This window comes from Thermoflavimicrobium daqui (assembly GCF_003313465.1).
GTDB classification, from domain to species: Bacteria; Bacillota; Bacilli; order Thermoactinomycetales; family Thermoactinomycetaceae; genus Thermoflavimicrobium; species Thermoflavimicrobium daqui.
The window spans coordinates 63,445-86,977 of the sequence record NZ_KZ845664.1; the positions used below are offsets into that span (position 1 = coordinate 63,445).

Sequence of the window (23,533 nt, forward strand, 5' to 3'; positions counted from 1 at the left end):
TTTATTCGAAAAAACTTAAATATATGAGTATGTTACTAATATGATAAAGAGTTCTTCTACTTCTTAGAAATAATTAACTCGTCTAATGAGCTGTTTCTCTGTGGTTTTTCCTTCATACTTATACTGGGTAAGATCAAGACAAAGTCATGGAACTAGAAAAGGAAATTCCGACTTATCAATTGTCTCGATCGATCGGTTTAATATATGATTGATTTTCCCTTTGATATACGAACTTGCATTTTTCATGGATTAAGGTGAAAATAGGGACATGATGATTAATAGTGAATTAAATAGTATGACAGGTTTTGGGCGGGGCGAAACCGAAGTGGATCAAGTTCGCTTTATTGCGGAGATTCGCTCTGTAAACCATCGCTTCCTTGATATTGTTGTTCGATTACCAGCTGGATGGTTATCCTATGAAGAGGTAATTAAACGTCTGGTAAAGAAATATGTTAAAAGAGGGAGAATTGATGTTTTTATTTCTGTTGATGGACAACTCCATCCAGAAAAAAATGTATCGATTGATTGGAAATTGGCAGATGGATATATTCAAGCGAGCCAAGAAATGAAAGAACGTTTCAAGATAAATGGAGAACTAACTTTATCTGACTTTTTCCGTCTCCCTGATATTTGGTTGGTTGAAGAAGGAAAATGGGATGAAGATAAATACGCCCCACTACTGCTTTCATGTGTAGAGAAAGCATGTGACGCACTTAAATCGATGCGCATGCAAGAAGGTGGAAATCTAGCTCAAGATCTAGCATTACGTACGAATCAAATTAGTCAGATTGTAGATCAAATGGAAGAGTTAGCTCCAACCGTGTCTATGCAGTTACAGAATCGTTTATACGAAAAGTTAAAAGAGTGGATGGATGGAAATAAAGAGTTAGAAGAGCGTCTCTTAAGTGAAATTGCTATTTTCGCAGATAAAGCAGATATTACAGAAGAACTTACTCGTTTAAGAAGTCATGCCAAACAATTCTATCAATGTCTATCATCGAGGGAGCCAATTGGACGACAACTGGACTTTTTGCTACAAGAAATGAATCGAGAAGTGAATACTATTGGTTCAAAAGCAAATCATCAAACAATTAGTCTACTTGTTGTCGAGGCAAAAAGTACACTCGAAAAAATGAAAGAACAAGTACAAAATATTGAGTAGAGTAAGGAGAATCAGCTCGTCTCATTGATTCTTGTGAAAAAACCGTCTAAAATAGCCTAGTAGGATTACAATTTGTCAATGAGATCTGGGAGTTCGATCTACGCTGTCATTATTTACAAGGAGGGCACTATAACTTGGGAATCAAATTAATAAATATTGGTTTTGGCAATATTGTGTCGGCAAATCGTATTGTGTCCATTGTGAGCCCGGACTCCGCTCCGATTAAAAGAATTATCCAAGAGGCTCGTGAGCGCGGTGTGTTGATTGATGCAACATATGGACGTCGCACTAGAGCTGTCATTATTACGGATAGTGATCATGTTATTTTATCAGCTGTGCAGCCTGAAACAGTTGCGCATCGGTTACAGAGCAAGGAGCATCCTGAAGAGATAGTGGAGTAGGAAGGACAAGTCATGAAAGCACATTATCAAACACAAGGTTTTTTGATTATCCTTTCAGGCCCGTCTGGTGTAGGGAAAGGTACAGTTTGTACTGCACTTCGAAAGCGCATGCCAGAACTGGCCTATTCTGTATCTGCTACTACTCGCGCACCGCGTGAAGGAGAAAAAGATGGCGTTAACTACTTTTTTAAAACGGTGGAAGAATTTAAGCAGATGATTGAAAATGAAGAGCTGATCGAGTGGGCACAATATGTAGATAATTACTATGGAACTCCACGTCACTTTGTCGAAGAAACGCTCGCATCAGGGAAAGATGTGATATTAGAAATCGATGTTCAAGGTGCCCATCAAGTGAAGGAACGCTTCCCTCATGCAATCTTTATTTTTTTATTACCACCAACGATCGAAGAACTAAAAAATCGGATTATTGGTAGAGGAAGCGAAACAGAGATAACTCTAGCCCACCGTTTGAATGCTGCAACAGATGAATTTAAACAAATTAATCAGTATGACTATGTTGTCATTAATGATGAAGTGGAAAAAGCATGTGAGCGCGTGGAAGCTATTATCAAAGCAGAACATTGCCGAGTGGATCGCTTGGTGATGACAGAGTAAAGGAGTGGATTTTCATGCTTTATCCATCCATTGATAAACTGATGAGTAAAGCAGATAGCAAGTATTCATTGGTCGTATTGGCTGCAAAACGTGCACGCCAACTGTTGGATGGTTCAGAACCACAGCTTAAACCCTATTCCAAAAAGCATGTAGGAGCAGCCTTAGAGGAAATTGTCAAAGATATTCTAGTTGCCCCTGTCGAAAATCGTAGAAAATAACCTCGAGTAGGTTAAATAGCATAGAGCAGTTGCAGTTCCATTGTCTAGGTTATGTCTAGATTAAAGCCGCGAATCATTTTTGGATGGTATCTACTTTTTTCCTTAAAGCGACAAGAGAGTCTCCAAAGTGGAACTCTATGGCGATGAGCGATGGATTAAGAAGGTAATCCCATAAAAGAAGCTTGAAAGTCGGGTTTCTCTTATGCAATTTTAGACTTCAAGGGGCTAAAAGCAAGGAGAGAAACCCATCTTAATTTCATTACGAATAGCACGAATTTATACTTGAATTTAAAGGGCAATCTTTATGATGAAAAAAGACCGAATCAATAAACATGGGCAACCTTTTTTAGGTTGTTATTTTTATTTGGGCTTTGTCATGTTAATCATAAGTGGCTGTTAGTAAAAACAGCCTTAAAAAATTATATTAGAGGAGTACAGATCAGATATGCGTGGAAAACGAATAGTGATCGGCATATCAGGTGGAATTGCTGCATTTAAAGTTGCCTCTGTGGTAAGCCAGTTATCACAGCGTGGTGCCGATGTGCGTGTGATCATGACTACATCAGCGACTCAATTTATTACCCCGCTTACCCTGCAAACCTTATCGCGAAATCATGTGTTTATCGATACATTTGATGAGAAAGACCCATCTGTTGTCTCCCATATTGACCTTGCGGATCATGCCGATTTGTTTGTCATTGCTCCAGCAACAGCTAATGTCATTGGAAAAGTGGCTCATGGTATTGGTGATGATATGCTAACCACCACACTACTTGCCACCACGGCTCCCATTGTGATGTGTCCGGCTATGAATGTGCATATGTATCAAAATCCCTTGGTACAAGCGAATATGGAGCGACTTCGTAAGCTAAAAGTCCAGTTTATTGAGCCAGCTGAAGGACAATTAGCTTGTGGTTATGTAGGTAAAGGACGTCTTGCTGAACCTGAGGAAATCGTTGAATGGATTGAACGCTTTTTTACTTCAAACAATCATGTAAAAACATTAATAGGAAAAAAGGTATTGGTAACAGCCGGTCCTACTATTGAACCATTAGATCCTGTTCGCTATTTTTCTAATTATTCCTCTGGAAAAATGGGCTTTGCCTTGGCAGAAGCAGCCGCTTTAGCTGGAGCTGAAGTTACATTGATTAGTGGTCCAGTATCTCTTCCCACTCCTCCACAGGTTCGGCGAATTGATATTGTTCAGGCTGAAGAGATGAAAGAAGAGGTTCTTCAAGCCCTTCCACAGATGGATGTCATTATTAAGTCTGCTGCAGTTGCGGATTATCGACCCCAAAAGATATATCATCAAAAGATGAAAAAAGTACAAGAAGAATTAACGGTTATCTTAGAAAAAACACCAGATATTGCCACTGAAGTTGGGAAAAGAAAACTAGCTCATCAATTGTTAGTAGGGTTTGCCGCAGAAACTCAGGATGTTGAAACATATGCATTAGGTAAACTAAAGAAAAAAGGGATGGACTTGATTGTCGCGAATAATGTGGCAGAGCCTGGTGCAGGTTTTGGTATTGATACGAATATTGTGACTGTCTATGACCAAGAAGGTGTGGTTAAAGCTTTTCCAAAAATGTCGAAAAAAGAATTAGCTGTCGAGCTCATCACTCTGATCGGAGATCGATTACATGGTAAATAAAGAAATGCGTGTGGCTGAAGTGATTGTAGATGTACCTACCCATGATACGGATCGTCCCTTTGATTATCTAATACCAGCAGAATTACAAGAGGAAATCCATATAGGAAGTCGTGTACAAGTTCCTTTTGGACATCGCAAGGTCATAGGATATTGTATTGGATTCAAAACGACTTCTTCATCCATACGTCTGAAGTCGATTTACGATGTTATGGATTTGGTACCTCCGCTTACTCCAGAATTAGTCGAGTTGGGAAAAGTAATGGCGGATGAATATCTATGTCCTACCATTACTGCACTTCAGTCCATGGTTCCCGCTGTCTTTAAAGGAAGTTATCAAAAAGTGATTCATCCTTCTTCAGAGATGTCTGAAAATATATTTTCGCTCCTTAATCCGGCTGAACAGCAACTCTTTAAAATACTTGCAGCTCGTGGTGAATATACGTGGGAGGAAGCATGTAAAATTCCTAATATGACGAGACGTCTCTTACGAAAACTAGTTGCGGAAAAAAGAATTTTTGTGACAGAACGAATTGAAGATCGTATAACCAAACAAAAGGTGACATGGGTATGGGGAAAAGACATCCATAAGCTCAAGGCTGCCCTGTCTTCTTTATCTGCACGAGCTATTCGACAGAAAGAGGTTTTACAGTATTTTATTGATCATCCAGATGAAATAGAGCTACCTAAACTTTTAGCCCGATTACAAACCACAAGATCAACAGTCAAAAAGTTAGTTGAACAAGGCTGGCTTTATTGGGAAGAGCGTGAACAGTATCGAGATCCTTATAAAAATCGGCAATTCGAACAAACCACTCCCTTGCCATTAACTCCTGAACAGCAGCAAGCTTTAGCTGGTATTTCGAAACCCATTATCGAAGAGAAGTTCCATACCATTTTATTGCATGGTGTAACGGGAAGCGGAAAAACAGAAGTATACTTACAGACTATTGAGGAAGTTTTACGTCAAGGAAGAGAAGCGATTGTTCTTGTACCTGAAATTTCTTTAACTCCTCAGATGGTCCAACGTTTTAAAGGACGTTTTGGTGAACGAGTGGCTGTTCTACATAGTCGCTTATCAAATGGTGAGCGCTATGATGAATGGCGTAAAATTCGGCGTGGTGAAGTACAAGTAGCAATAGGAGCACGTTCGGCTATTTTTGCCCCATTTCAACATATAGGCTTAATTATTATTGATGAGGAGCATGAAACATCATATAAACAAGAAGAAAATCCAAAATATCATGCCCGTGACATTGCATTATGGCGAGCACAAGCTCATCATGCTACACTAGTACTCGGTTCAGCTACACCTGCTGTAGAAAGTTATTATCATGCCCGTACAGGAGAGTATGAATGGATTCAACTTAAAGAGAGGGTGCATGGTCGACCTTTTCCTCAAGTACAAGTTGTAGACATGAGAGAAGAATTACGACTGGGTAATCGTTCCATGTTTAGTGGGGCTTTGACAGGCTCTTTGATCGAGTGTATGAAGCGTGGTGAACAAGCTGTTCTCTTTTTAAATCGTAGAGGTTTTGCTACTTTTGTCATGTGTCGAGAATGTGGGGAGACGATCACTTGTCCACATTGTGATATTTCCTTAACCTATCATCAAACGAATCAAACAGTCCGTTGCCATTATTGTGGCTATGCAGAAGGATTACCACAAATTTGCCCGCACTGTCAAAGTAAACATATTCGTCATTTTGGTACCGGAACCCAACGTGTAGAAGCAGAGCTTAAACGCCAATTTCCGGGGATACAAGTGATTCGGATGGATGTGGATACGACAAGCCGTAAAGGTGCCCATGAAAAGCTACTGTCTCAGTTTCGCGAAGGAAAAGCACAAGTATTACTAGGAACCCAGATGATTGCCAAAGGACTTGACTTTCCCAAAGTGACATTAGTAGGAGTGATTGCTGCGGATACAATGCTTCATTTACCCGATTTTCGAGCAGCAGAGCGAACTTTTCAGCTTTTAATGCAAGTAGGTGGGCGAGCAGGGCGTCATGAGCAACCAGGTAAAGTAGTGATTCAAACGTACAGTCCCGAACACTATAGCATTCGTCTAGCCGCCTCTTATCAGACTGAAACCTTTTATCATCAAGAATGCTTAATTCGAAAACGACATAGTTATCCTCCATTTTGCCGTTTATTTACGATTTTGCTTAGTTATCCAGATCGTTTGGGTCTTATGAAATACGGACAAGAGATTGTACAATTTATTCGAAACCATGCACCAACAAACTGTCAATTATTAGGACCGGTTCCACCAACCATCCCAAGGTTAAAGGATCGTTATCGGCTCCAAGTATTAATTAAGTTTCAAGCTGATCCAATAGTTACTGCCCGCCTGAAGCAAACTTTGCACAAACTTAGAAACTTATTTGATGATAAAGAGTTACGTATAAGTATGAGTCGTGAAATGGTAGATCTCATCAGTGATAGAAAAGTATTGATGAGGGAGCAAAGTGAAGAAATAGAGATATTATCGAAACATTGAATGTGAAGGGATGTTAATTAAAAATGGCTATCCGTAAAATTGTTCAATATCCAGATCCGATTCTAAAGCAAAAATCAAAAACAGTAACCAAGTTTCATGATCGACTTCATAAACTACTCGATGATATGGCAGAAACGATGTATGATGCATCAGGAGTAGGACTGGCAGCACCACAAGTAGGTATTTTAAAACGAGCGATTGTCGTTGATATTGGTGATGGATTAATTGAGATGGTCAATCCAGAGATTGTCGAAAAGAGTGGGGAACAAATATCACCACCAGAAGGATGTTTAAGTATTAAAGGACTACAAGGTGATGTGAGACGCGCACAAAAAATTAAAATAGTGGGGCAAGATCGCTATGGTAATCCAATGGAATTAGAGGCAGAGGGTTACTTGGCACGCGCTTTTCAGCATGAAGTGGATCATCTAAATGGAATTTTGTTTATTGATATTGCGGACCGTGTATTCCGACCCGTAAAAGAGGAGGAAGAGGCGTGATTCGTATTGTATTTATGGGCACCCCTGAATTCGCGGTGCCTTCTTTAGAGATGCTGATTAAAGAAAAGTATGATGTCATTGCTGTAGTGACACAGCCCGATCGACCTAAAGGGCGTAAAAAAATATTAACTCCTCCCCCGGTTAAAGAAGTCGCGCAAAAATATCAAATTCCTGTTTATCAACCAGAGCGTATTAGAAAACCCGAAGAAATGCAGAAGATTCTCGATTTGAAACCTGATTTAATCGTGACTGCTGCTTTTGGGCAAATTCTACCTAAGGAGATCTTGGAAACTCCTCGATTCGGTTGTATTAATGTTCATGCCTCCTTATTGCCAAAATATCGTGGAGGGGCTCCTATTCATAAAGCGATTATGGAAGGAGAAAAAGTGACAGGTGTAACGATCATGTATATGGTGGAAAAACTAGATGCAGGGGATATGATCGCACAGCGTGAAGAGCCGATTACTCCTACTGATCATACAGGAACGATGTATGAGAAATTAAGCATTGTCGGAGCCGAGTTATTAAAAGAAGTATTGCCACCACTGATTGCTGGTGAAATAGAGGCAATTCCGCAAGATGATAAACAAGCAACTTTTGCTTATAATATCCGTCGTGAAGACGAAAAGATTGATTGGACAAGACCTGCTGTAGAGATAGCCAATCAGGTAAGGGGGCTTCACCCTTGGCCTGTTGCTTTCACTATGTGGCAAGGAAAACCCTTTAAAGTTTGGTGGGCAGAGGTAAGCGTCGAGGAAACTGATGCGATGCCAGGAACGATTCTACAACTAGAAGAGACAGGGATTTTGGTTGCTACAGGTTATGGAGCGCTTATTTTAAAAGAGGTACAACCTGCTGGAAAAAGAAGAATGGATGTAGCAGAATTTGTCCGCGGACGACAGATGCAGATCGGGGATCAATTAGGTGATAATGAATGAGAACAAAATCAGCTCGTGAATGGGCACTCGATATTCTATTGAAATGTGAACAACATCACTCCTATAGTAATTTATCTTTAAACCAAGCCTTACAAAAAAGCCAATTGGATGCTCGAGATAAACGGCTAGTTACAGAGCTTGTGTATGGTTGTATTCAGCGTTTAAATACACTCGATTGGATCATCAATCAATTAGTTAAAAAAGGATTATCTTCATTAAAACCATGGGTTAGACAAGCGTTACGCTTAGGTATCTATCAACTTCGTTACTTAGATCGGATTCCAGAGCGAGCAGCTGTCCATGAAACAGTGAATTTAGTTAAAAAAAGAGGTCATCAAGGTATTGCTAACCTAGTAAATGGGGTACTTCGAGCATATTTGCGTCAGAAAAATAACTGGAAGTTCGAAGCACCACACACCCTGCAAGAGCTTTCTCTCGCTTATTCCCATCCTGAATGGCTGATCAAGCGTCTAGAGCAAGTCTATGGTAGCGATACATCTCGGGAAATTTTGGCTGCTAATTTACGACCAGTCAAAGTGAGCCTACGTGTTAATTCACTTAAAATCGATCAAGAATCATTTATCGAGCGCTGGCATGAAAGTGAAATGGGTGAAGCGATCCCATCGGAAATGATGCCTGATGCTGTCCGAATCGAGCAAGGCGGAAATCCCGCTTTTAGTTTACTCTTTCAGCAAGGATTTTGTACGATACAAGATGAAAGCTCCATGTTAGTTAGTCGGGTGTTGGCTCCTAAACCAGGGATGAATGTATTAGATGCGTGTGCAGCACCTGGTGGAAAAACGACTCACTTAGCGGAACTAATGAACAATGAAGGCTCCATAGTCGCTTGTGATATCCATGCACATAAAATTGATTTGATTCAAGCCAATGCGGAGCGTTTAGGTATCAAGATCATTCATCCGAAGAAGATAGATACGAGAAAGTTGGCTCAAGAAAGAGCGTCAAAAGCTTTATTTGATCGGGTATTGCTTGATGCGCCATGCTCAGGTCTTGGTGTTATTCGACGAAAGCCAGATATCAAGTGGAGTAAAGAATCAAGTCAAGTAGAGGCGTTAGCTCAAATACAAAAAGAGTTACTGGAAGCTGTTGCTCCACTTGTTCGACCTGGGGGAGTTCTTCTTTATAGTACATGTACTTTAGAACCCAGAGAAAACCAAGAGCAAGTAGCACGATTTTTACACACACATCCGGATTTTGTTCCTGATCCTCATTTCGAAGAATATTTACCACCAGCGGTAAAGAAAAAAGCACAGGGGGGTAATGGTTGGGTACAAATCTTACCACATCACTTTGAAAGCGATGGTTTTTTTATCGCTAGACTATTAAAAAAAGAATAATTTCTTCACGGATAAAGATGATATTTGTTTGATACAGATGTCATCTTTTTTTGCTGTATTTTTTTTTTAGTTCAAGGACAAATTAAGAACGTGGTGATGCGAATGAAAAATCGATCTTTTCGATTGAATCGATCTAAAAAGAAGAAAAAAATTCTAGAAAAACGTTATGAAGAAAAACTGGAAAATAAAGTAGGAAACTTAGGGATTTACGCAGACGTAGAGGAAAATGTGAAATACATCGAAACCCTGTTAGGCAAGGCTGGCGACTTGAAAATTCGCCAATTTACCATCCAATATAAGCCAGAGACAAAAGCGGCAATGCTATATCTAGATGAATTGGCAAGTAGAGATGCCAACCAAGATTTTGTATTACGTCCCCTTATGACTTATAGTGGTCTTTTCTATAAAGATACTAAAAAGGATGTCTGGGAGTTGGCTTATGAAAGCCTAGTTCAAGCAGGTGAACTAAAAGTCGAACAAGAGATGAAAGAAGCGGTCGATGCGATCCTGCGAGGGGACACGGTTTTATTTATTAATGGTTATGAGAAAGTGATGGTCATTGGTACATGTGGCTGGAAAACTAGGGGAATTGGCGAGCCACGAGCTGAATCTGTCGTTCGTGGTCCAAGAGAAGGACTGAGTGAAACCCTTTTATTTAGTTTAGGAATGATACGCCGTCGGCTTAAAGATCCTGACTTACGTGTGAAGATGTATAGCATCGGTAAACGAACAAAGACATCTGTTTCACTTATTTATCTAGAAGGAGTCGTTCAACCGGACATTTTAAAAGAGGTAAAAAATCGTATACAGCGGATCGATATTGATGGTGTGCTAGAAACAGGCTATATCGAAGAGTTTATTCAAGATCAGACCTGGTCACCGTTTCCACAATTGCAAAATACAGAGCGACCTGATGCTGTGGTAGCTCATCTATTGGAAGGAAAAATAGCTATTCTAGTTGATGGTACACCACATGCACTGATTGCGCCTGCTGTTTTTACACAATTTTATTATAGCCCTGAAGATTACTATGAGCGTTTTCACATTGCAACCTTTTTAAGATTGATTCGGTTAGTTAGTTTTTTTATTTCACTGATGTTACCTGCTTTATATATCGCGTTCGTCTCATATCATCCAGAAATGATACCTTCTAAGTTGCAGTTCAAAATGGCTTCAGGGCGAGCGACAGTACCTTTTCCTTCCATTATTGAGGCATTGCTGATGGAAATCAGTGTAGAGATATTACGTGAAGCAAGTATTCGTCTTCCAGGTCCGATTGGTCCAACAATTGGTATTGTAGGAGCATTAGTAATTGGAGATGCGGCTGTTTCCGCAGGGTTAGTTTCGCCTGCGATGGTGATTGTTGTTGGTTTAACAACGATTAGTTCTTATGCCAATCCCAGTTATAATGCAGCGATATCTGTTCGACTTTTACGCTTTCCGCTGATGATTTCAGCAGGAATTTTTGGTTTATATGGTGTTATGTTAGGACTTGTTCTTTTACTGCTTCATCTAGTCCAATTACGTTCCATGGGTATTCCGTATATGGCTCCTTATACACCACTGAATACCTCTGACTTCAAAGATACATTAGTGCGGATGCCATGGAAATGGATGGATAAACGACCTTCTTTCTTCCATCCTAAAGATAGTCAGCGGCAAGAAGAGAAGTCTGAGGCACAAGATCAAAAGAATGGGGGAGAAGCCTCATGAATAAGCCGGAATCGGGTAATTCATCACAGAGTGGTGTAACCCCTTATGAATCCTTTGCTTTTATTTATATGTCTATCTTAGGTTCAGGTATTTTTTTTCTACCGAGAACTGCGGCAGAAGTAGCTGGACCTGATGGGTTTTGGGTCATTCTTGTTTCTGGATTCATAGCAACGATCTTTGTCTATTGCTTAAGTAAGTTGTGTCAACGTTTTCCAAGACGTACCTGTATTTCTTTTATACCTGAAATTTTGGGTCCTTCCCGGAATCCGCAATTTGGAAGGATATTAAGTTTCCCGTTTTTTATCCTATTAGGGTTCTACTTGTTGTTTCTTATTGCTACCAATATACGTATTTTCGCTGAAATATTAAAGATTGAAGCCTTAAAACGGACTCCTATTGAGGCAACCATCTTTATTTTAATTTTTAGTATTGCATTTGCAGCGAAGACAAAGCCCTATATTTTATTAAAAATGAATGAGTTTTTAGTACCGTTTACTCTAATTCCCATCGTGATCTTGCTTTTTGCTGCGTTTCAAAATGGTGAGATTTTGAACATGTTACCGATGTTTCAAATGAACTTAAACTTTTTCGGTAATGCGATCTTCATCTTTATCTATGTTTTTGTCGGTTATGAAATTATGTTGATTATGGCGGGATATTATCAAAATACAGACAAGTCCTTGAAAAGTCATTTATGGGTCATGCCATTTATCACGATGATATTCGGGATTACTTTTTTGACTTCCTTAAGTGTATTTGGTCCCTATGAGATAGTCAAAATCATGTCTCCTACACTCGAGCTAGCGAAAGAGACGCGATCGCCCATGCTTATTTTAGAACGACTTGAAGCGGGGGTTCTCATCATTTTTTTGATTAACATTTTTACCACTGTCGCAAACTTCTATCATGTTTTAGTGCGAATGATTACCGAAATCTATCGATTCCCTGAAAAGGCGAATACAACCATCACATGGATTCTCTTTCCGATTGTTTATGCCCTAGCCGTTTATCTAAAAAACATTCAAGAATTGGAACGTTGGATTGATTGGCTAAGCATTACTCATTTTATAGTTATTGGATTTGCTATTTTGTGTTTGGTCATTGCTGTCATCAGAAAAAAGAAAGGTTCCCCTGCACATGAACTAGATCACCCTGGAAAGAAGGTTCAGGAAAGTGAAGATGTCTCTTGATGGATTGGTTTATGAAATCCTTCTATTTATTAATGAAGATTGGGGATGTTGATTTGCATAATCATTTGAAGTTGTAGAGGGCATATTTCGCTACGAAGCAAGACATTCATGAGACTAATTTCGTCGAAAAATGCCCCTCCCCATTACCTATTTCGGGGTTAATCAACACGATGAATTAAGATAATAGATTGATTAAGTCGTCTATGTGATTCACAGAGAGGAGAAGTAGGATGCCTCAAGCGTATATACGTAGCTTCTTACTGATTAGTATTCTTAGCTTATTTGTAGTTGGTTGTTGGGACCGACAGGAGATCGAGGAGAGAATGTCTGCCACTGCGATTGCATTAGACCGTGATCCGTCTGGCTATGAGCTTACGATGCAAGTTCCTATTCCAACACAAATTGCAGGTGGTGGCGGAGGCGGCGGAGGTGGTGGAAATGGAGGAGGTGGTGGAGCAAGCGCAGTAGATATTTTTTCGGCTAAAGGAAGAACATTAATTGAAGTGATAAGTTCCTTGGAAAGACAATCGACAAAGCCGATTTACTTAGGAAATATGCAATTGATGCTATTTGGAGAAAAGCAAGCGAGACAAGGGATTGGTTCGATATTCGATATGACGAAAAGAAATCCTGAAGTTCGAAGACAGCTATGGCCTGTGGTAGTAAAGGGAAAAGCGAAGGACGCAATAATGACACAGACCAAGCTAGAGCAAATATCAAGTAATTATTTCAGAGAAACCTTAGAAACGGGGATCAAAGAAGAAATAGTTCCAAATACATACTTGGGAAAGGTATATGTTGAATTATCGACTCCATCCAGACAAGTTCCTATTATCAATTACTTTACACCGATGAAAGATAAGTTTGAATGGAGCGGACTTGCAGTTTTTGATCGGGATAAGATGATTGGAAAGATTGAAGCGGCTGAGGATATCAATGCTTTACTTCATATGCGTTATGAAAAAAAAGGAGGATATTCATCTGTATCTTGTCCAAAGGAAAAAGGAGTGATTATATTTCAACCTGAAAAAATCACTAGGGATGTAAAAATTTCGAATCGGCCTGAAGTACAGGTAAATATTGAGATTTGGGGAATAGTCGTAGAGAAAAAGTGTTTTTATAATCTGAGTGGAAATCAATCACTTTCAGCGCTCGAAAATTATTTAAAGAGGGACTATGAAAAAAATGCAAACCGCTTGATTGATCTTGCGCAGAAGAAATGGAAAGTGGATATTTTTCATTTTAGTGAATTTGCTCGAGCTTATCACCCAGGATTATGGAAAAAAGTACACTGGGAGAAAAGTTTTCCACAAATACCTGTTCGCGTTCATTATAAAGTTAAAGTACGAGGAGTAGGAGGAAAAGTGAAATAGATTTTTGACAAGTGCTTTATAATATTTAAAAAACTATTCATAAATTGCTATGAACTTTACTCTTATTCCCTTTTCTTTCAGCCATAGGATTGATATAATAAGAAAAGTTTTTTAGCAACTCATTGAGAGTAGAAATTCATAATGGATGGTTGATAGAAGGAAATCGATGTAAATATGATGAAAAAAACATTTGCTTATAATTATAGTTATGATCAATGGGAAAGTTGGATCAATGAACACAATCATCCTGTTTATCGTGCCAAACAGGTAATGGATTGGCTTTATCAAAAGAGAGTTGAATCATTTGAAAAAATGAGTAACTTACCTAAATCCTTAAGATCACAACTAACTGAGTCCTTTGAGTTACACCCACTTAAAGTGATTACTATACAAAAATCGCAAGATGGGACAGTAAAATTTTTGTTTGGATTAGCTGATGGGCATGCAATTGAAACAGTAATTATGCGGCATAATTATGGAATCAGTGTTTGTGTAACAACTCAAGTAGGCTGTCGAATTGGTTGTACTTTTTGTGCGTCTACCTTGGGTGGATTGAAACGTAATTTAACTGCAGGAGAAATCGTTGCTCAAGTAATCATGGCACAGAAACACTTAGATGTCTCAAACGAACGGGTTAAATCGGTCGTAATCATGGGATCAGGTGAGCCATTTGAAAACTATGAAGAAACGATGAAGTTTATCCGAATAATAAATCATGCTCATGGATTAAAAATTGGACAGCGTCATATTACCGTTTCAACGAGTGGGGTAGTTCCAAATATTTATCGCTTTGCCGATGAAGATTGGCAAGTAGGGTTGGCAATTTCTTTACATGCACCCAATCAGGACTTGCGTTCAAGTTTGATGCCAATCAATCGTCGCTTTCCGTTGGCAGACTTATTAGATGCTTGTTGGTACTATCTTAGGAAGTCTGGACGTAGATTAACTTTTGAGTATGCGCTAATTGGTGGTAAAAATGATCAGGACGAACAAGCGCATGAGCTAGGTAAATTATTGCAAGGTATGAATTGCTTGGTTAATTTGATACCTGTTAACTTTGTACCTGAAAGGAACTATACCCGAACACCTCGTGATCAAATTTTTAAATTTAAACGGATCTTAGATTCTTATAAAGTAAATACAACCATTCGTAGAGAGCATGGGCATGATATCGACGCCGCGTGTGGTCAATTGCGGGCAAAGAATAGTCAGTTGATTCAAGGAGAGTAAACTGGATATAAGAGATTTTATTATTTTAAGAGGATGATCGATGCAAGGCGTTTAATTTTAAAAAGGAATAGATACAATTAATTAATATTTTGTTGCATAATCTTATTACAATCATTCATTCCTCTTTAAATCGTCAGCAAGATGGTACCACACAGATAGGGAAAGGGGTAGCCGGAATGGAGATAGCACGGCGTACAGATATCGGCCGAGTGCGCGATCTCAATGAAGATAGTACCGGTCTCTTACAAGTAAAAGCCGGAAGTATTATAGCTGTTCTAGCTGATGGCATGGGTGGACATCAAGCCGGTGATGTTGCTAGCCAAAAGGCGGTCGAAGAAATTACGAATTACCTACAGTCAGCAGACTTAGATTTAGCGACTGAAGAAAAAGGTGAGCAATTACTCCTAGCGGTTGGAACAGCCAATAATTCAGTTTATAAATTAGCTAGTCAAAACTCCCAGTTTAAAGGAATGGGAACGACGGTAGTAACGGCTATTGTGGATACAAAAGAAGTTGTTTTGGCTCATGTAGGGGATAGCCGTGCTTATATGTTGCATAAAGGCGGACTGTATCAACTTACTGAAGATCATTCTTATGTCAACTTACTAAAACGATTAAAGCAAATTACTGAAGAAGAAGCTCGAAATCATCCGCAACGCAATATGCTTGTCAGAGCAGTTGGTACTAATAAAGAGGTAGAAGTTGACTTAATTGATACCCCATGGATCAAGGATGATATCTTGCTTTTGTGTTCCGATGGTTTAACTTCGATGATAAGTGAACGTGATATTGGTATTGTTTTAAGTAACACATCGATGTCTATTGATCAAAAAGCAGATCAACTGATACAGATGGCATTGGATGCAGGGGGGAAAGATAATATTTCACTTATCTTAATTAAACATACAGGTAGCTCAAAAATACAGATGGCTCAACCACATAATTGGGGCTGAGGGGGAACGAGATCATTATGCAAATGGAAGGGAAGAAGCTAGGGGGTCGCTATGAAGTGATCAGCCGCATAGGTGGCGGTGGGATGGCGGTAGTATATAAGGCGCGTGATATACTACTAAACCGTTTTGTAGCGATTAAAATCTTAAGTGAATCCCTTAGTAATGACTCAGAATTTATCCGACGATTTAGCCGAGAGGCACAAGCTGCAGCTAGTTTGTCACATCCAAATGTTGTGAATGTGTATGATGTAGGGCGAGATGGGTATATCCACTACATTGTCATGGAACTTGTAGAAGGTCCTACATTGAAAGACTATGTATTAGAGCGTGGTCCTCTCCCTGTAGAAGAAGCTGCCCGGATTGCGATACAAATTTGTGATGGTTTAGCTCATGCACATGATAATCAAATTGTCCATCGTGATGTAAAACCGCATAATATCTTGCTCCATAGAAATGGGCAAGCGAAAGTGACCGACTTTGGAATTGCACGTGCAGCTAGCTCATCGACAATTACCCAGCAAGGTTCGGTGATGGGGTCTGTACATTATTTTTCACCAGAACAAGCTAGAGGTGGCCAGATTGGAGAAAAGTCAGATATTTATTCATTAGGTGTTGTATTATATGAAATGTTAACAGGAGAACTCCCATTTGATGGAGATTCTGCTGTAAGTATTGCGATCAAACATTTACAAGAAGAGCCACTTGATCCAAGACAGGTTAATCCCAATGTCCCTGACCATATGGCGACCATTATCTTGCGGGCTATGCACAAAGATCCAAATATGCGATATACTTCAGTGCGTGCGATGATGAAAGATTTAGAATATGCTCTACAAATGGGAACGCATCAAACTAGAAATGTATATACTGGAAGAATCGAAGATGCTTTTCAAGAAATCCCCTTGGATGATGATTCATCAACGTCTTTCCATCAAAAAAATACACAGCAATCGCCTATCCAACGACCTGGGATTCGAACGAATAACTCGATGAATACTCGAAAAGGTAGTCACCAGAAAGTTGGGGATCAGACACGTGCACGGCTCAAAATATTGGATGTACCGGCAGATGAAAATAAAACAATTCTGCAAAAGACGATGGTTTACCTTCAGGAAGAATTAACTTGGTGGCAAAAGTTATTGTTTGGCCTATTTACTTTTTTTGTCATTATTTTCTTGGCCTTTTACGGATTTAATAAGATCTTAACCCTTTTTGGAGGGGCAAAGGACTCATCACAACCTGCGGATACAGGGAACACAGTATCTGTATCACAGACAGTGAAACTCCCTGAGTTAAAAAATATGAAAAAAGATCAAGCCATTGAGAAAATAAAAGAATTGGGACTAGAAATCGATCAAGTGGAAAAAAAAAGCGATGAAGTGAAACCAAATCATGTAATACGAACAAAACCAGAGGGTGGAGCTGAGGTGAAAAAGGGCTCCACCGTTACCCTTTATATTACCCCAAAAGGAATGAAAGTGGATAATTATATAGGTATGTATGAACAAAGCTCGAGAAGGCAGCTACCTAGGTCAGGAAATGGTTACAAGATTAAGATGCACTACTGTAATGGTGGAAAGAAAGGACAAGTTTATCAGCAACATCCCTCAGCAGGTGATTATATCCAAGAAGGTGGAACTGTAGAAGTTTGGGTCGGATCAGGAAATCATTCATGTAGGAAACAACCACCTAAAGTTTCTGTGAATAAAATATCTCGATTTGTAGCTTCTGCAGATTCAAGATTTCATAAATCTGCAGATTTTATTTTTTATATGTTAGTATAATACATAAGAATAGATTAGTATAAGTATTTGTATGCTTACATGTATCTATTCTCGCCTGTCGTACGGATAAACATCATGCTGTGAATACTAACATATGGCCGAAGAAATTACGAATTATTTACAATCGGCTCAATAGGATTTACCTAAGGAAGAAAAAAGTGAACAATTACTCTTAGCAGTATATACAATCCTATTGTATATAATTGGCTAGTCAGAGTTTCCCATTTGCAGCAATAACCATAAAGGTAATGATCTTCTAGCTTTGATACTAAAGATTACTGATCATAAATACTGTATAATGGGATGGATCAACAAATAAATTGACTAGGTAAAGAAGTGATGGATGAAGCTCAACCTCATGATTGGGGCTTTAGGAGGAATAAGATCATCATGCGAATGGAAGGGAAGAAGTTAGGAGATCGCTACGAAGTGATCAGCCGTATCGGCGGCGGAGGAATGGCTGTCGTATATAAGGCAAGAGATTTATTATTGAATCGCATGGTAGCGATTAAAATATTAAGTGAATCCCTTAGTAATGATTCAGAGTTTATCCGGCGATTTAGTCGTGAAGCACAAGCAGCAGGTAGTTTATCACACCCCAATGTGGTTAATGTTTACGATGTTGGAAGAGAAGATTTCATTCACTACATAGTGATGGAACTGATTGAAGGTCCTACTTTAAAGCAATACATCTTGGATCAGGGGCCACTTTCAGTTGAAGAATCTGCTCGGATTGCGATGCAAATCTGTGACGGATTAGGGCATGCTCATGATAACCAAATTGTGCATCGTGATATAAAACCACATAATATAATGCTTCATAAACATGGGCAAGCGAAAGTGACCGACTTCGGAATTGCGCGTGCAGCTAGCTCTTCGACGATTACCCAGCAAGGATCGATGATGGGATCTGTGCACTATTTTTCACCCGAACAAGCAAGGGGAGGACAAATCGAAGAACGGTCCGATATTTACTCGTTAGGTGTTGTATTATACGAAATGTTGACGGGTAGACTTCCGTTTGATGGGGACACTGCTGTAAGTATTGCGCTAAAACACTTACAAGAAGATCCAGAAGATCCACGAAAGTTTAATCCAAGCATACCTGATCATGTGGTGTCGATAGTTTCACGTGCGATGCAAAAAGATCCAAACATGCGTTATCCTTCGATACATGCCATGCGACAGGACTTAGAGCAAGCTCTTCAATTCATGTCTAATCATACCTATTCTTCACCGCAACATTACCAAAATAAACCACCGTTTCAACAGTTTGAAAGAATGAATAAGTCTGAAAAACCAAAGCCCTATGTAAAGCCAGATCCCCCAAGGAGAGAAAATAAATCTTTCGTGGGAAAGATCGTGGTCCAATTTAAAGAGGGATCATCCAAAACACTAAAGCTACTATTTGGTTTTGTTGCTATTTGTGCAATCATTTTTTTAGCCATTAATTGGTTTGATGAAGATTCCTCAACAACAGGTGGTACTGCATCAGCATCCGAATCGGTTCAGATACCTGATTTAAAAAATATGAAGAAAGATAAAGCGATAGAGGAATTACAAAAGCTAGGATTAGAAGTTGAAGAGAAAGAAGAAAAAAGTGATAAAGTTAAAGCGAATCGCGTAGTTAAGACCGAGCCGGAAAGCGGAGCTGAAGTAGAGAAGGGCACCACGATCACCCTGTATGTGACACCTGAAGGAAAGAAAGTGGAGAAGAATTATGTTGGACTTTGGGAAACTAGACTAGATAAATCAGAAGTGAAGCACTGGTATTGTAATGGTGGCCAAGAGGGGAAAGTATATCACCAATACCCTAAACAAGGTGACTACTTAAATGAAGGTGAAAAAGTACAGGTTTGGATTGGATCTGGTAATAGCCAGTGTCAAAAGCCGCCAATAACCTCTGACAATTAATATCTCATTTTATGATTTCTGCAGATTCATGGTTTCATGGGTCTGCAGATTTTGTTTTTCTGTTAGTATAATACATAATATAAGAGGATAATGTAGTTGTACTTATTTTGAGGGGCTTTTAAATAATAAAAGGATAAAAGTACGGATACATTTTTCTAAATGAAGGGAATAAGGAGGTTGTTTGATGCCGCAAGGGCAAATTTTTAAAGCAATTAGTGGATTTTACTATGTACGTACTTTGGATGGAGAGGAGTTGGAATGTCGAGCTAGAGGGGTGTTTAAGTTTGCTAAGAAGAAAGTGAAACCTTTGGTAGGAGATATGGTCGAAGTAGAAAAAACAGGGGAAGCAGAAGGCGTAGTCGTCTCGGTAGAGCCTAGACAGACTGAATTACTGCGCCCACCAATTGCGAATGTGGAGCAAGCGATTGTCGTCTGTTCATTACGTGAACCACCATTTCAACAAATGCCATTAGATCGATTTTTGGTTCATGCTGAACGTGAGGGTTTAGAGATTGTTATTTGTTTAACCAAATATGATTTGATCGAAGATGAACATGAAGTTGCACAAATCCGAGCTATTTATCAAGCGGCTGATTATCCAGTTGTTACGACAAGCATTCGTACAGGGCAAGGTGTTGAAGAGTTACAAGCGTATTTAAAAGACCGAGTATCTGTATTTGCTGGTCAATCTGGGGTTGGCAAGTCGTCTTTATTAAATCAACTCCTTCCAAGTAAAGAGTTGCAAACCGGAGCGGTAAGTCGTAAGATTGGACGGGGACGACATACGACTAGACAAGTTGAATTACTACAGCTGTCTCATGGTGGACTCGTAGCAGACACACCAGGATTTAGCCAGCTCACTTTTCATGGTATGGAAGCAGAAGAGCTGGGCTCTTGTTTTCCAGAGATTCATAAAAACGCTTCAGCTTGCCGTTTTCGAGGTTGTCTACATATCAATGAACCTCACTGTGCCATTCGGCTCGCTGTCGAAAATAAGGATATGGATGAGTCGCGTTATCAGCACTATCTACAGTTCTTACAGGAAATTAAACAGCAACCAAGGAGGTATTAAATGATGATTAAGATTGCTCCATCGATTTTATCGGCAGATTTCGCGAGATTAAAAGAGGAAATTGATGAAATAGAAAAAGCAGGAGCGGACTGGATTCATATAGATGTGATGGATGGTCATTTTGTCCCTAATATTACACTGGGACCATTGGTTGTTAATGCGATTCGCCCCCATACATCATTACCACTTGATGTTCATTTAATGATTGAAGAACCTGATCGTTATATTTCGGACTTCGTAAAAGCAGGAGCGGACTATATTTCCGTGCATCAAGAAGCTTGTCCTCATTTGCATAGAACGATTTATCATATTAAAGAGCAAGGAGTAAAAGCAGGTGTGGTGATCAACCCAGCTACTCCTGTTGCATTGATTGAACCGATCTTAGCAGATGTGGATCTAGTTCTTTTAATGACTGTCAATCCAGGATTTGGTGGGCAAAAATTTATTGCAAGTGTACTACCAAAAATTGCTCAAGTTCGTAAATGGATGGAGGAGAAAGGCCTAGATATCCCCATCGAGGTCGATGGTGGAGTCAATCAGGAAACGGCAAGACAAGTCGTAGAAGCAGGTGCAAATGTATTAGTAGCTGGCTCGGCGATCTTTGGAGCAAATGATCGCAGGAAGGCTTTAGCGGAAATACGTGCGACTAAATAAAAAATAGAGCCTGTTCATGACATTGAATCATAAAATAATTCATTTGTTTGTGTATTTATTATTTGAAAGATAGAGGGAGAATACCATGAACCCATTATCAAAAAAGCTAGTCACCTTGATCGAAATAGCGATAATGGCTGCGATTGCAACTGTTTTAGATAAATTGGCTATTTATCAAGCACCTTATGGTGGATCCATTACCTTAGTGATGATTCCCATATTAGTTGTAGGACTTCGCAGAGGATTATGGGCTGGAATGACAGCAGGACTATTAACCGGGATTTTACAATTGCTTTTGGGAGGATATATTGTTCATCCCATCCAGTTACTTTTAGATTATCCAATTGCTTTTGGCGCACTGGGTATAGCGGGTTTAGTTCATTTAAAACAAGGTCAAAATAAAAATCGCCAAATACTTTTAAGTGGTATTGGTATTTTCATAGCGGGACTCGGACGTTTGCTCAGCCATTTTGTGTCAGGAATCGTTTTTTTTGCAGACAGTGCTCCGAAAGGGCAAAGTCCTTATCTATATTCATTTGTTTATAATGCCGCCTATATGGTTCCAAATATGATTCTTGCACTTATTGTAGCGATTATTTTAATTTATACTGCACCTCAATTAGTGTATCGTCGTTAAGATGAAAAGAGTGGTAGTAGTAGGCGGTGGTGAACTCGTACATTTGGATCTTATGCGGATTAAACCGGAGCAAGATTTTATCATTACTGCAGATGCTGGTCTCCTTCCCCTCGTGGAAGCAGGAATTACACCACATTTGGCTGTTGGTGATTTTGATACCCTCGGTTTGGATAGACTCACTTGGCTTAAGAAGCTAGGTATTCCTTTTATACAGCTGCCTTTCGAAAAAGGAATGACTGATCTTCATTTTGCCGTGGAAGAAGCTCTAAAAGTAGAGCCAGATGAAGTCGTGATTTTAGGTGCCTATGGAGGAGCACGTATTGATCATGCTTTAGCTAATATTGGCTTGCTGGAATGGATTGAAGAACAAGGGGGAAAAGGGGTCATTTATCATCATACAAATCGCCTCCGTTTGTTGGTAGCACCTATCAAAATCTATTTGAATCAAGAGGTAGGCTATTCATATGTTTCGCTTCTGCCAATCAGTAGGAGGGTGGAAGGTATTACAACTTCAGGAATGCGCTACCCTCTACAAAATGGAGTATTGATACGCGGTAGGACATTAGGGATTAGTAATGAGTTGAATGAACGGACAGCTCACATTGAAATCCATAAAGGGAAATGTTTGTTGATTGAAAGTAGTGATCATGCCTTCAATCAGTAGGACGGAGATAAAGAGATATAGTCGAAAAGGCTACTTATGCAAAGTAAGCTCTTCCAATCAATAAGGAAGAGCTTTTTTGTATGCTTCTCATGTTCTAGGGACATATTGAACTCTATAGAATATAAATAAATGGAGGTATGCAACCGTAACCGATTAGATTGGAGGGAAAATAGTGAGATTTTATACCGTTAAGCTTCCGAAGTTTTTGGGTGGTGTGGTCAAGGTTTTACTAAATATATTTGCTAAAAAAGAACAATAATATAAAAGTTTGTGGTTTTCCCCTCCTCTTGAGGGGTATTTTATTATGAGTAAAGAATCATTTGAGCTTAAACGAATTGATATACCGATTTTTGATTTAAAATGATGAAGCAGAGTGTAAGTTTGGTGTATATAAAAAACCTGTAGCTATGGGAGTTTCTTACTAGTTGTAAGGAAGAAGCTTCTTTCTACAAAAGGCTTTTCTCCCTTAATCGCTCTTGAGTAAAACCATATCACTTTTTCACAGATGTGAGCCTAAAGAATGCAAATTTTGTTTAAAGTATGTTCTATTATGTTCTATGAATCACCACAGGAGCGAACAAAGTTTAATTCATCTCACCTCTTATGAAGGTGGGGGCAACTTGTATAAACAGGTGAAAAAATGAAAACCTAGTATCTAGAGGTAGATAGATACTAGGTTTATTTCCAGAGTATATTGGAAAAATGATTACACACGGGTAACTTTACCGGATTTAAGTGCTTTGGTGCTAACGTAGACGCGTTTCGGTTTCCCATCTACGAGAATACGTACTTTTTGTACATTTACGCCCCATTTTCTTTTGTTTTTACGGTTGGAGTGGCTTACTTTGTTTCCGGTTGAACCTGATTTGCCAGTAATAAAGCAACGACGTGCCAATATGTCCACCTCCTGTTCTTTGTCACGTACCAGTTCGTACTAAATACCAAGACATTGTAGCATATCTTTAACTTATTTCGCAAGATGAAGAAAAAAGGGGAGGTTTTT

The 23,533-nt window shown here is 39.3% G+C and carries 22 protein-coding genes; 21 read left to right on the forward strand and 1 reads right to left on the reverse strand.

The window, feature by feature from the left end; translation table 11 throughout:
- Positions 1 to 268: 268 nt before the first annotated feature.
- The 21 genes from DL897_RS03665 to spoVM all read left to right on the forward strand — a co-directional run bounded on the left by DL897_RS03665 (position 269) and on the right by spoVM (position 22,789).
- Positions 269 to 1,162 carry a YicC/YloC family endoribonuclease gene (locus DL897_RS03665; protein WP_113657797.1) on the forward strand — a complete coding sequence of 298 codons (894 nt, stop codon included), beginning with the start codon at positions 269 to 271 and terminating at the stop codon, positions 1,160 to 1,162.
- A 134-nt stretch (positions 1,163 to 1,296) separates the two neighbouring features.
- On the forward strand, positions 1,297 to 1,563 hold the full coding sequence (gene remA / locus DL897_RS03670; RefSeq protein ID WP_113657798.1) for an extracellular matrix/biofilm regulator RemA: 267 nt from the start codon (positions 1,297 to 1,299) through the stop codon (positions 1,561 to 1,563).
- Positions 1,564 to 1,575: 12 nt separating this feature from the next.
- Entirely contained in the window at positions 1,576 to 2,178 is a 603-nt protein-coding gene (gmk, locus tag DL897_RS03675; RefSeq protein ID WP_113657799.1) for a guanylate kinase, read from the forward strand.
- A gap of 14 nt (positions 2,179 to 2,192) precedes the next feature.
- On the forward strand, positions 2,193 to 2,396 hold the full coding sequence (gene rpoZ / locus DL897_RS03680; RefSeq protein ID WP_113657800.1) for a DNA-directed RNA polymerase subunit omega: 204 nt from the start codon (positions 2,193 to 2,195) through the stop codon (positions 2,394 to 2,396).
- A gap of 445 nt (positions 2,397 to 2,841) precedes the next feature.
- Complete coding sequence (coaBC, locus tag DL897_RS03685; protein WP_113657801.1) at positions 2,842 to 4,050, forward strand: bifunctional phosphopantothenoylcysteine decarboxylase/phosphopantothenate--cysteine ligase CoaBC; 1,209 nt, start codon at positions 2,842 to 2,844, stop codon at positions 4,048 to 4,050.
- Positions 4,040 to 6,550: a primosomal protein N' gene (gene priA, locus DL897_RS03690; RefSeq protein ID WP_338067071.1), complete on the forward strand. Its 2,511-nt coding sequence runs from the start codon at positions 4,040 to 4,042 to the stop codon at positions 6,548 to 6,550. The genes coaBC and priA overlap by 11 nt, the downstream gene beginning before the upstream one ends.
- A gap of 23 nt (positions 6,551 to 6,573) precedes the next feature.
- Entirely contained in the window at positions 6,574 to 7,050 is a 477-nt protein-coding gene (def, locus tag DL897_RS03695) for a peptide deformylase (protein ID WP_113657802.1), read from the forward strand.
- Positions 7,047 to 7,988, forward strand: coding sequence for a methionyl-tRNA formyltransferase (gene fmt, locus DL897_RS03700; protein ID WP_113657803.1), 942 nt, complete (start codon positions 7,047 to 7,049; stop codon positions 7,986 to 7,988). The genes def and fmt overlap by 4 nt, the downstream gene beginning before the upstream one ends.
- Positions 7,985 to 9,346 (forward strand): 16S rRNA (cytosine(967)-C(5))-methyltransferase RsmB, encoded by a 1,362-nt coding sequence (rsmB, locus tag DL897_RS03705; RefSeq protein ID WP_113657804.1) that lies wholly within the window; start codon positions 7,985 to 7,987, stop codon positions 9,344 to 9,346. Before fmt ends, rsmB begins: the two co-directional genes overlap by 4 nt.
- Positions 9,347 to 9,448: 102 nt before the next feature.
- Complete coding sequence (locus DL897_RS03710; protein ID WP_240627256.1) at positions 9,449 to 11,059, forward strand: spore germination protein; 1,611 nt, start codon at positions 9,449 to 9,451, stop codon at positions 11,057 to 11,059.
- Positions 11,056 to 12,249, forward strand: a complete 1,194-nt coding sequence (locus DL897_RS03715) for a GerAB/ArcD/ProY family transporter (protein ID WP_113657805.1) — start codon at positions 11,056 to 11,058, stop codon at positions 12,247 to 12,249. The genes DL897_RS03710 and DL897_RS03715 overlap by 4 nt, the downstream gene beginning before the upstream one ends.
- Before the next feature lie 230 nt (positions 12,250 to 12,479).
- On the forward strand, positions 12,480 to 13,622 hold the full coding sequence (locus DL897_RS03720) for a Ger(x)C family spore germination protein (protein WP_113657806.1): 1,143 nt from the start codon (positions 12,480 to 12,482) through the stop codon (positions 13,620 to 13,622).
- A 177-nt stretch (positions 13,623 to 13,799) separates the two neighbouring features.
- Positions 13,800 to 14,852 carry a dual-specificity RNA methyltransferase RlmN gene (gene rlmN, locus DL897_RS03725; RefSeq protein ID WP_113658152.1) on the forward strand — a complete coding sequence of 351 codons (1,053 nt, stop codon included), beginning with the start codon at positions 13,800 to 13,802 and terminating at the stop codon, positions 14,850 to 14,852.
- 176 nt (positions 14,853 to 15,028) lie between these two features.
- The gene (locus DL897_RS03730; protein WP_145962187.1) at positions 15,029 to 15,805 is read left to right on the forward strand and encodes a Stp1/IreP family PP2C-type Ser/Thr phosphatase; all 777 of its coding nucleotides are present in this window, start codon (positions 15,029 to 15,031) and stop codon (positions 15,803 to 15,805) included.
- Positions 15,806 to 15,828: 23 nt separating this feature from the next.
- Positions 15,829 to 17,589, forward strand: a complete 1,761-nt coding sequence (gene pknB, locus DL897_RS03735) for a Stk1 family PASTA domain-containing Ser/Thr kinase (RefSeq protein WP_276308556.1) — start codon at positions 15,829 to 15,831, stop codon at positions 17,587 to 17,589.
- A 396-nt stretch (positions 17,590 to 17,985) separates the two neighbouring features.
- The gene (pknB, locus tag DL897_RS03740) at positions 17,986 to 19,503 is read left to right on the forward strand and encodes a Stk1 family PASTA domain-containing Ser/Thr kinase (protein ID WP_420824109.1); all 1,518 of its coding nucleotides are present in this window, start codon (positions 17,986 to 17,988) and stop codon (positions 19,501 to 19,503) included.
- A 184-nt stretch (positions 19,504 to 19,687) separates the two neighbouring features.
- Complete coding sequence (rsgA, locus tag DL897_RS03745; protein WP_113657810.1) at positions 19,688 to 20,575, forward strand: ribosome small subunit-dependent GTPase A; 888 nt, start codon at positions 19,688 to 19,690, stop codon at positions 20,573 to 20,575.
- Positions 20,576 to 20,578: 3 nt separating this feature from the next.
- On the forward strand, positions 20,579 to 21,229 hold the full coding sequence (gene rpe, locus DL897_RS03750) for a ribulose-phosphate 3-epimerase (RefSeq protein ID WP_113658153.1): 651 nt from the start codon (positions 20,579 to 20,581) through the stop codon (positions 21,227 to 21,229).
- 85 nt (positions 21,230 to 21,314) lie between these two features.
- The gene (gene thiT, locus DL897_RS03755) at positions 21,315 to 21,866 is read left to right on the forward strand and encodes an energy-coupled thiamine transporter ThiT (protein WP_113657811.1); all 552 of its coding nucleotides are present in this window, start codon (positions 21,315 to 21,317) and stop codon (positions 21,864 to 21,866) included.
- Positions 21,867 to 21,876: 10 nt separating this feature from the next.
- Complete coding sequence (locus DL897_RS03760; RefSeq protein ID WP_168188629.1) at positions 21,877 to 22,530, forward strand: thiamine diphosphokinase; 654 nt, start codon at positions 21,877 to 21,879, stop codon at positions 22,528 to 22,530.
- A 172-nt stretch (positions 22,531 to 22,702) separates the two neighbouring features.
- Positions 22,703 to 22,789 (forward strand): stage V sporulation protein SpoVM, encoded by an 87-nt coding sequence (gene spoVM / locus DL897_RS18980; protein ID WP_113657813.1) that lies wholly within the window; start codon positions 22,703 to 22,705, stop codon positions 22,787 to 22,789.
- A 447-nt stretch (positions 22,790 to 23,236) separates the two neighbouring features.
- On the opposite strand, the gene rpmB is transcribed toward spoVM, so the two are convergent.
- On the reverse strand, positions 23,237 to 23,425 hold the full coding sequence (gene rpmB, locus DL897_RS03770; protein ID WP_113657814.1) for a 50S ribosomal protein L28: 189 nt from the start codon (positions 23,423 to 23,425) through the stop codon (positions 23,237 to 23,239).
- Positions 23,426 to 23,533: the final 108 nt, after the last annotated feature.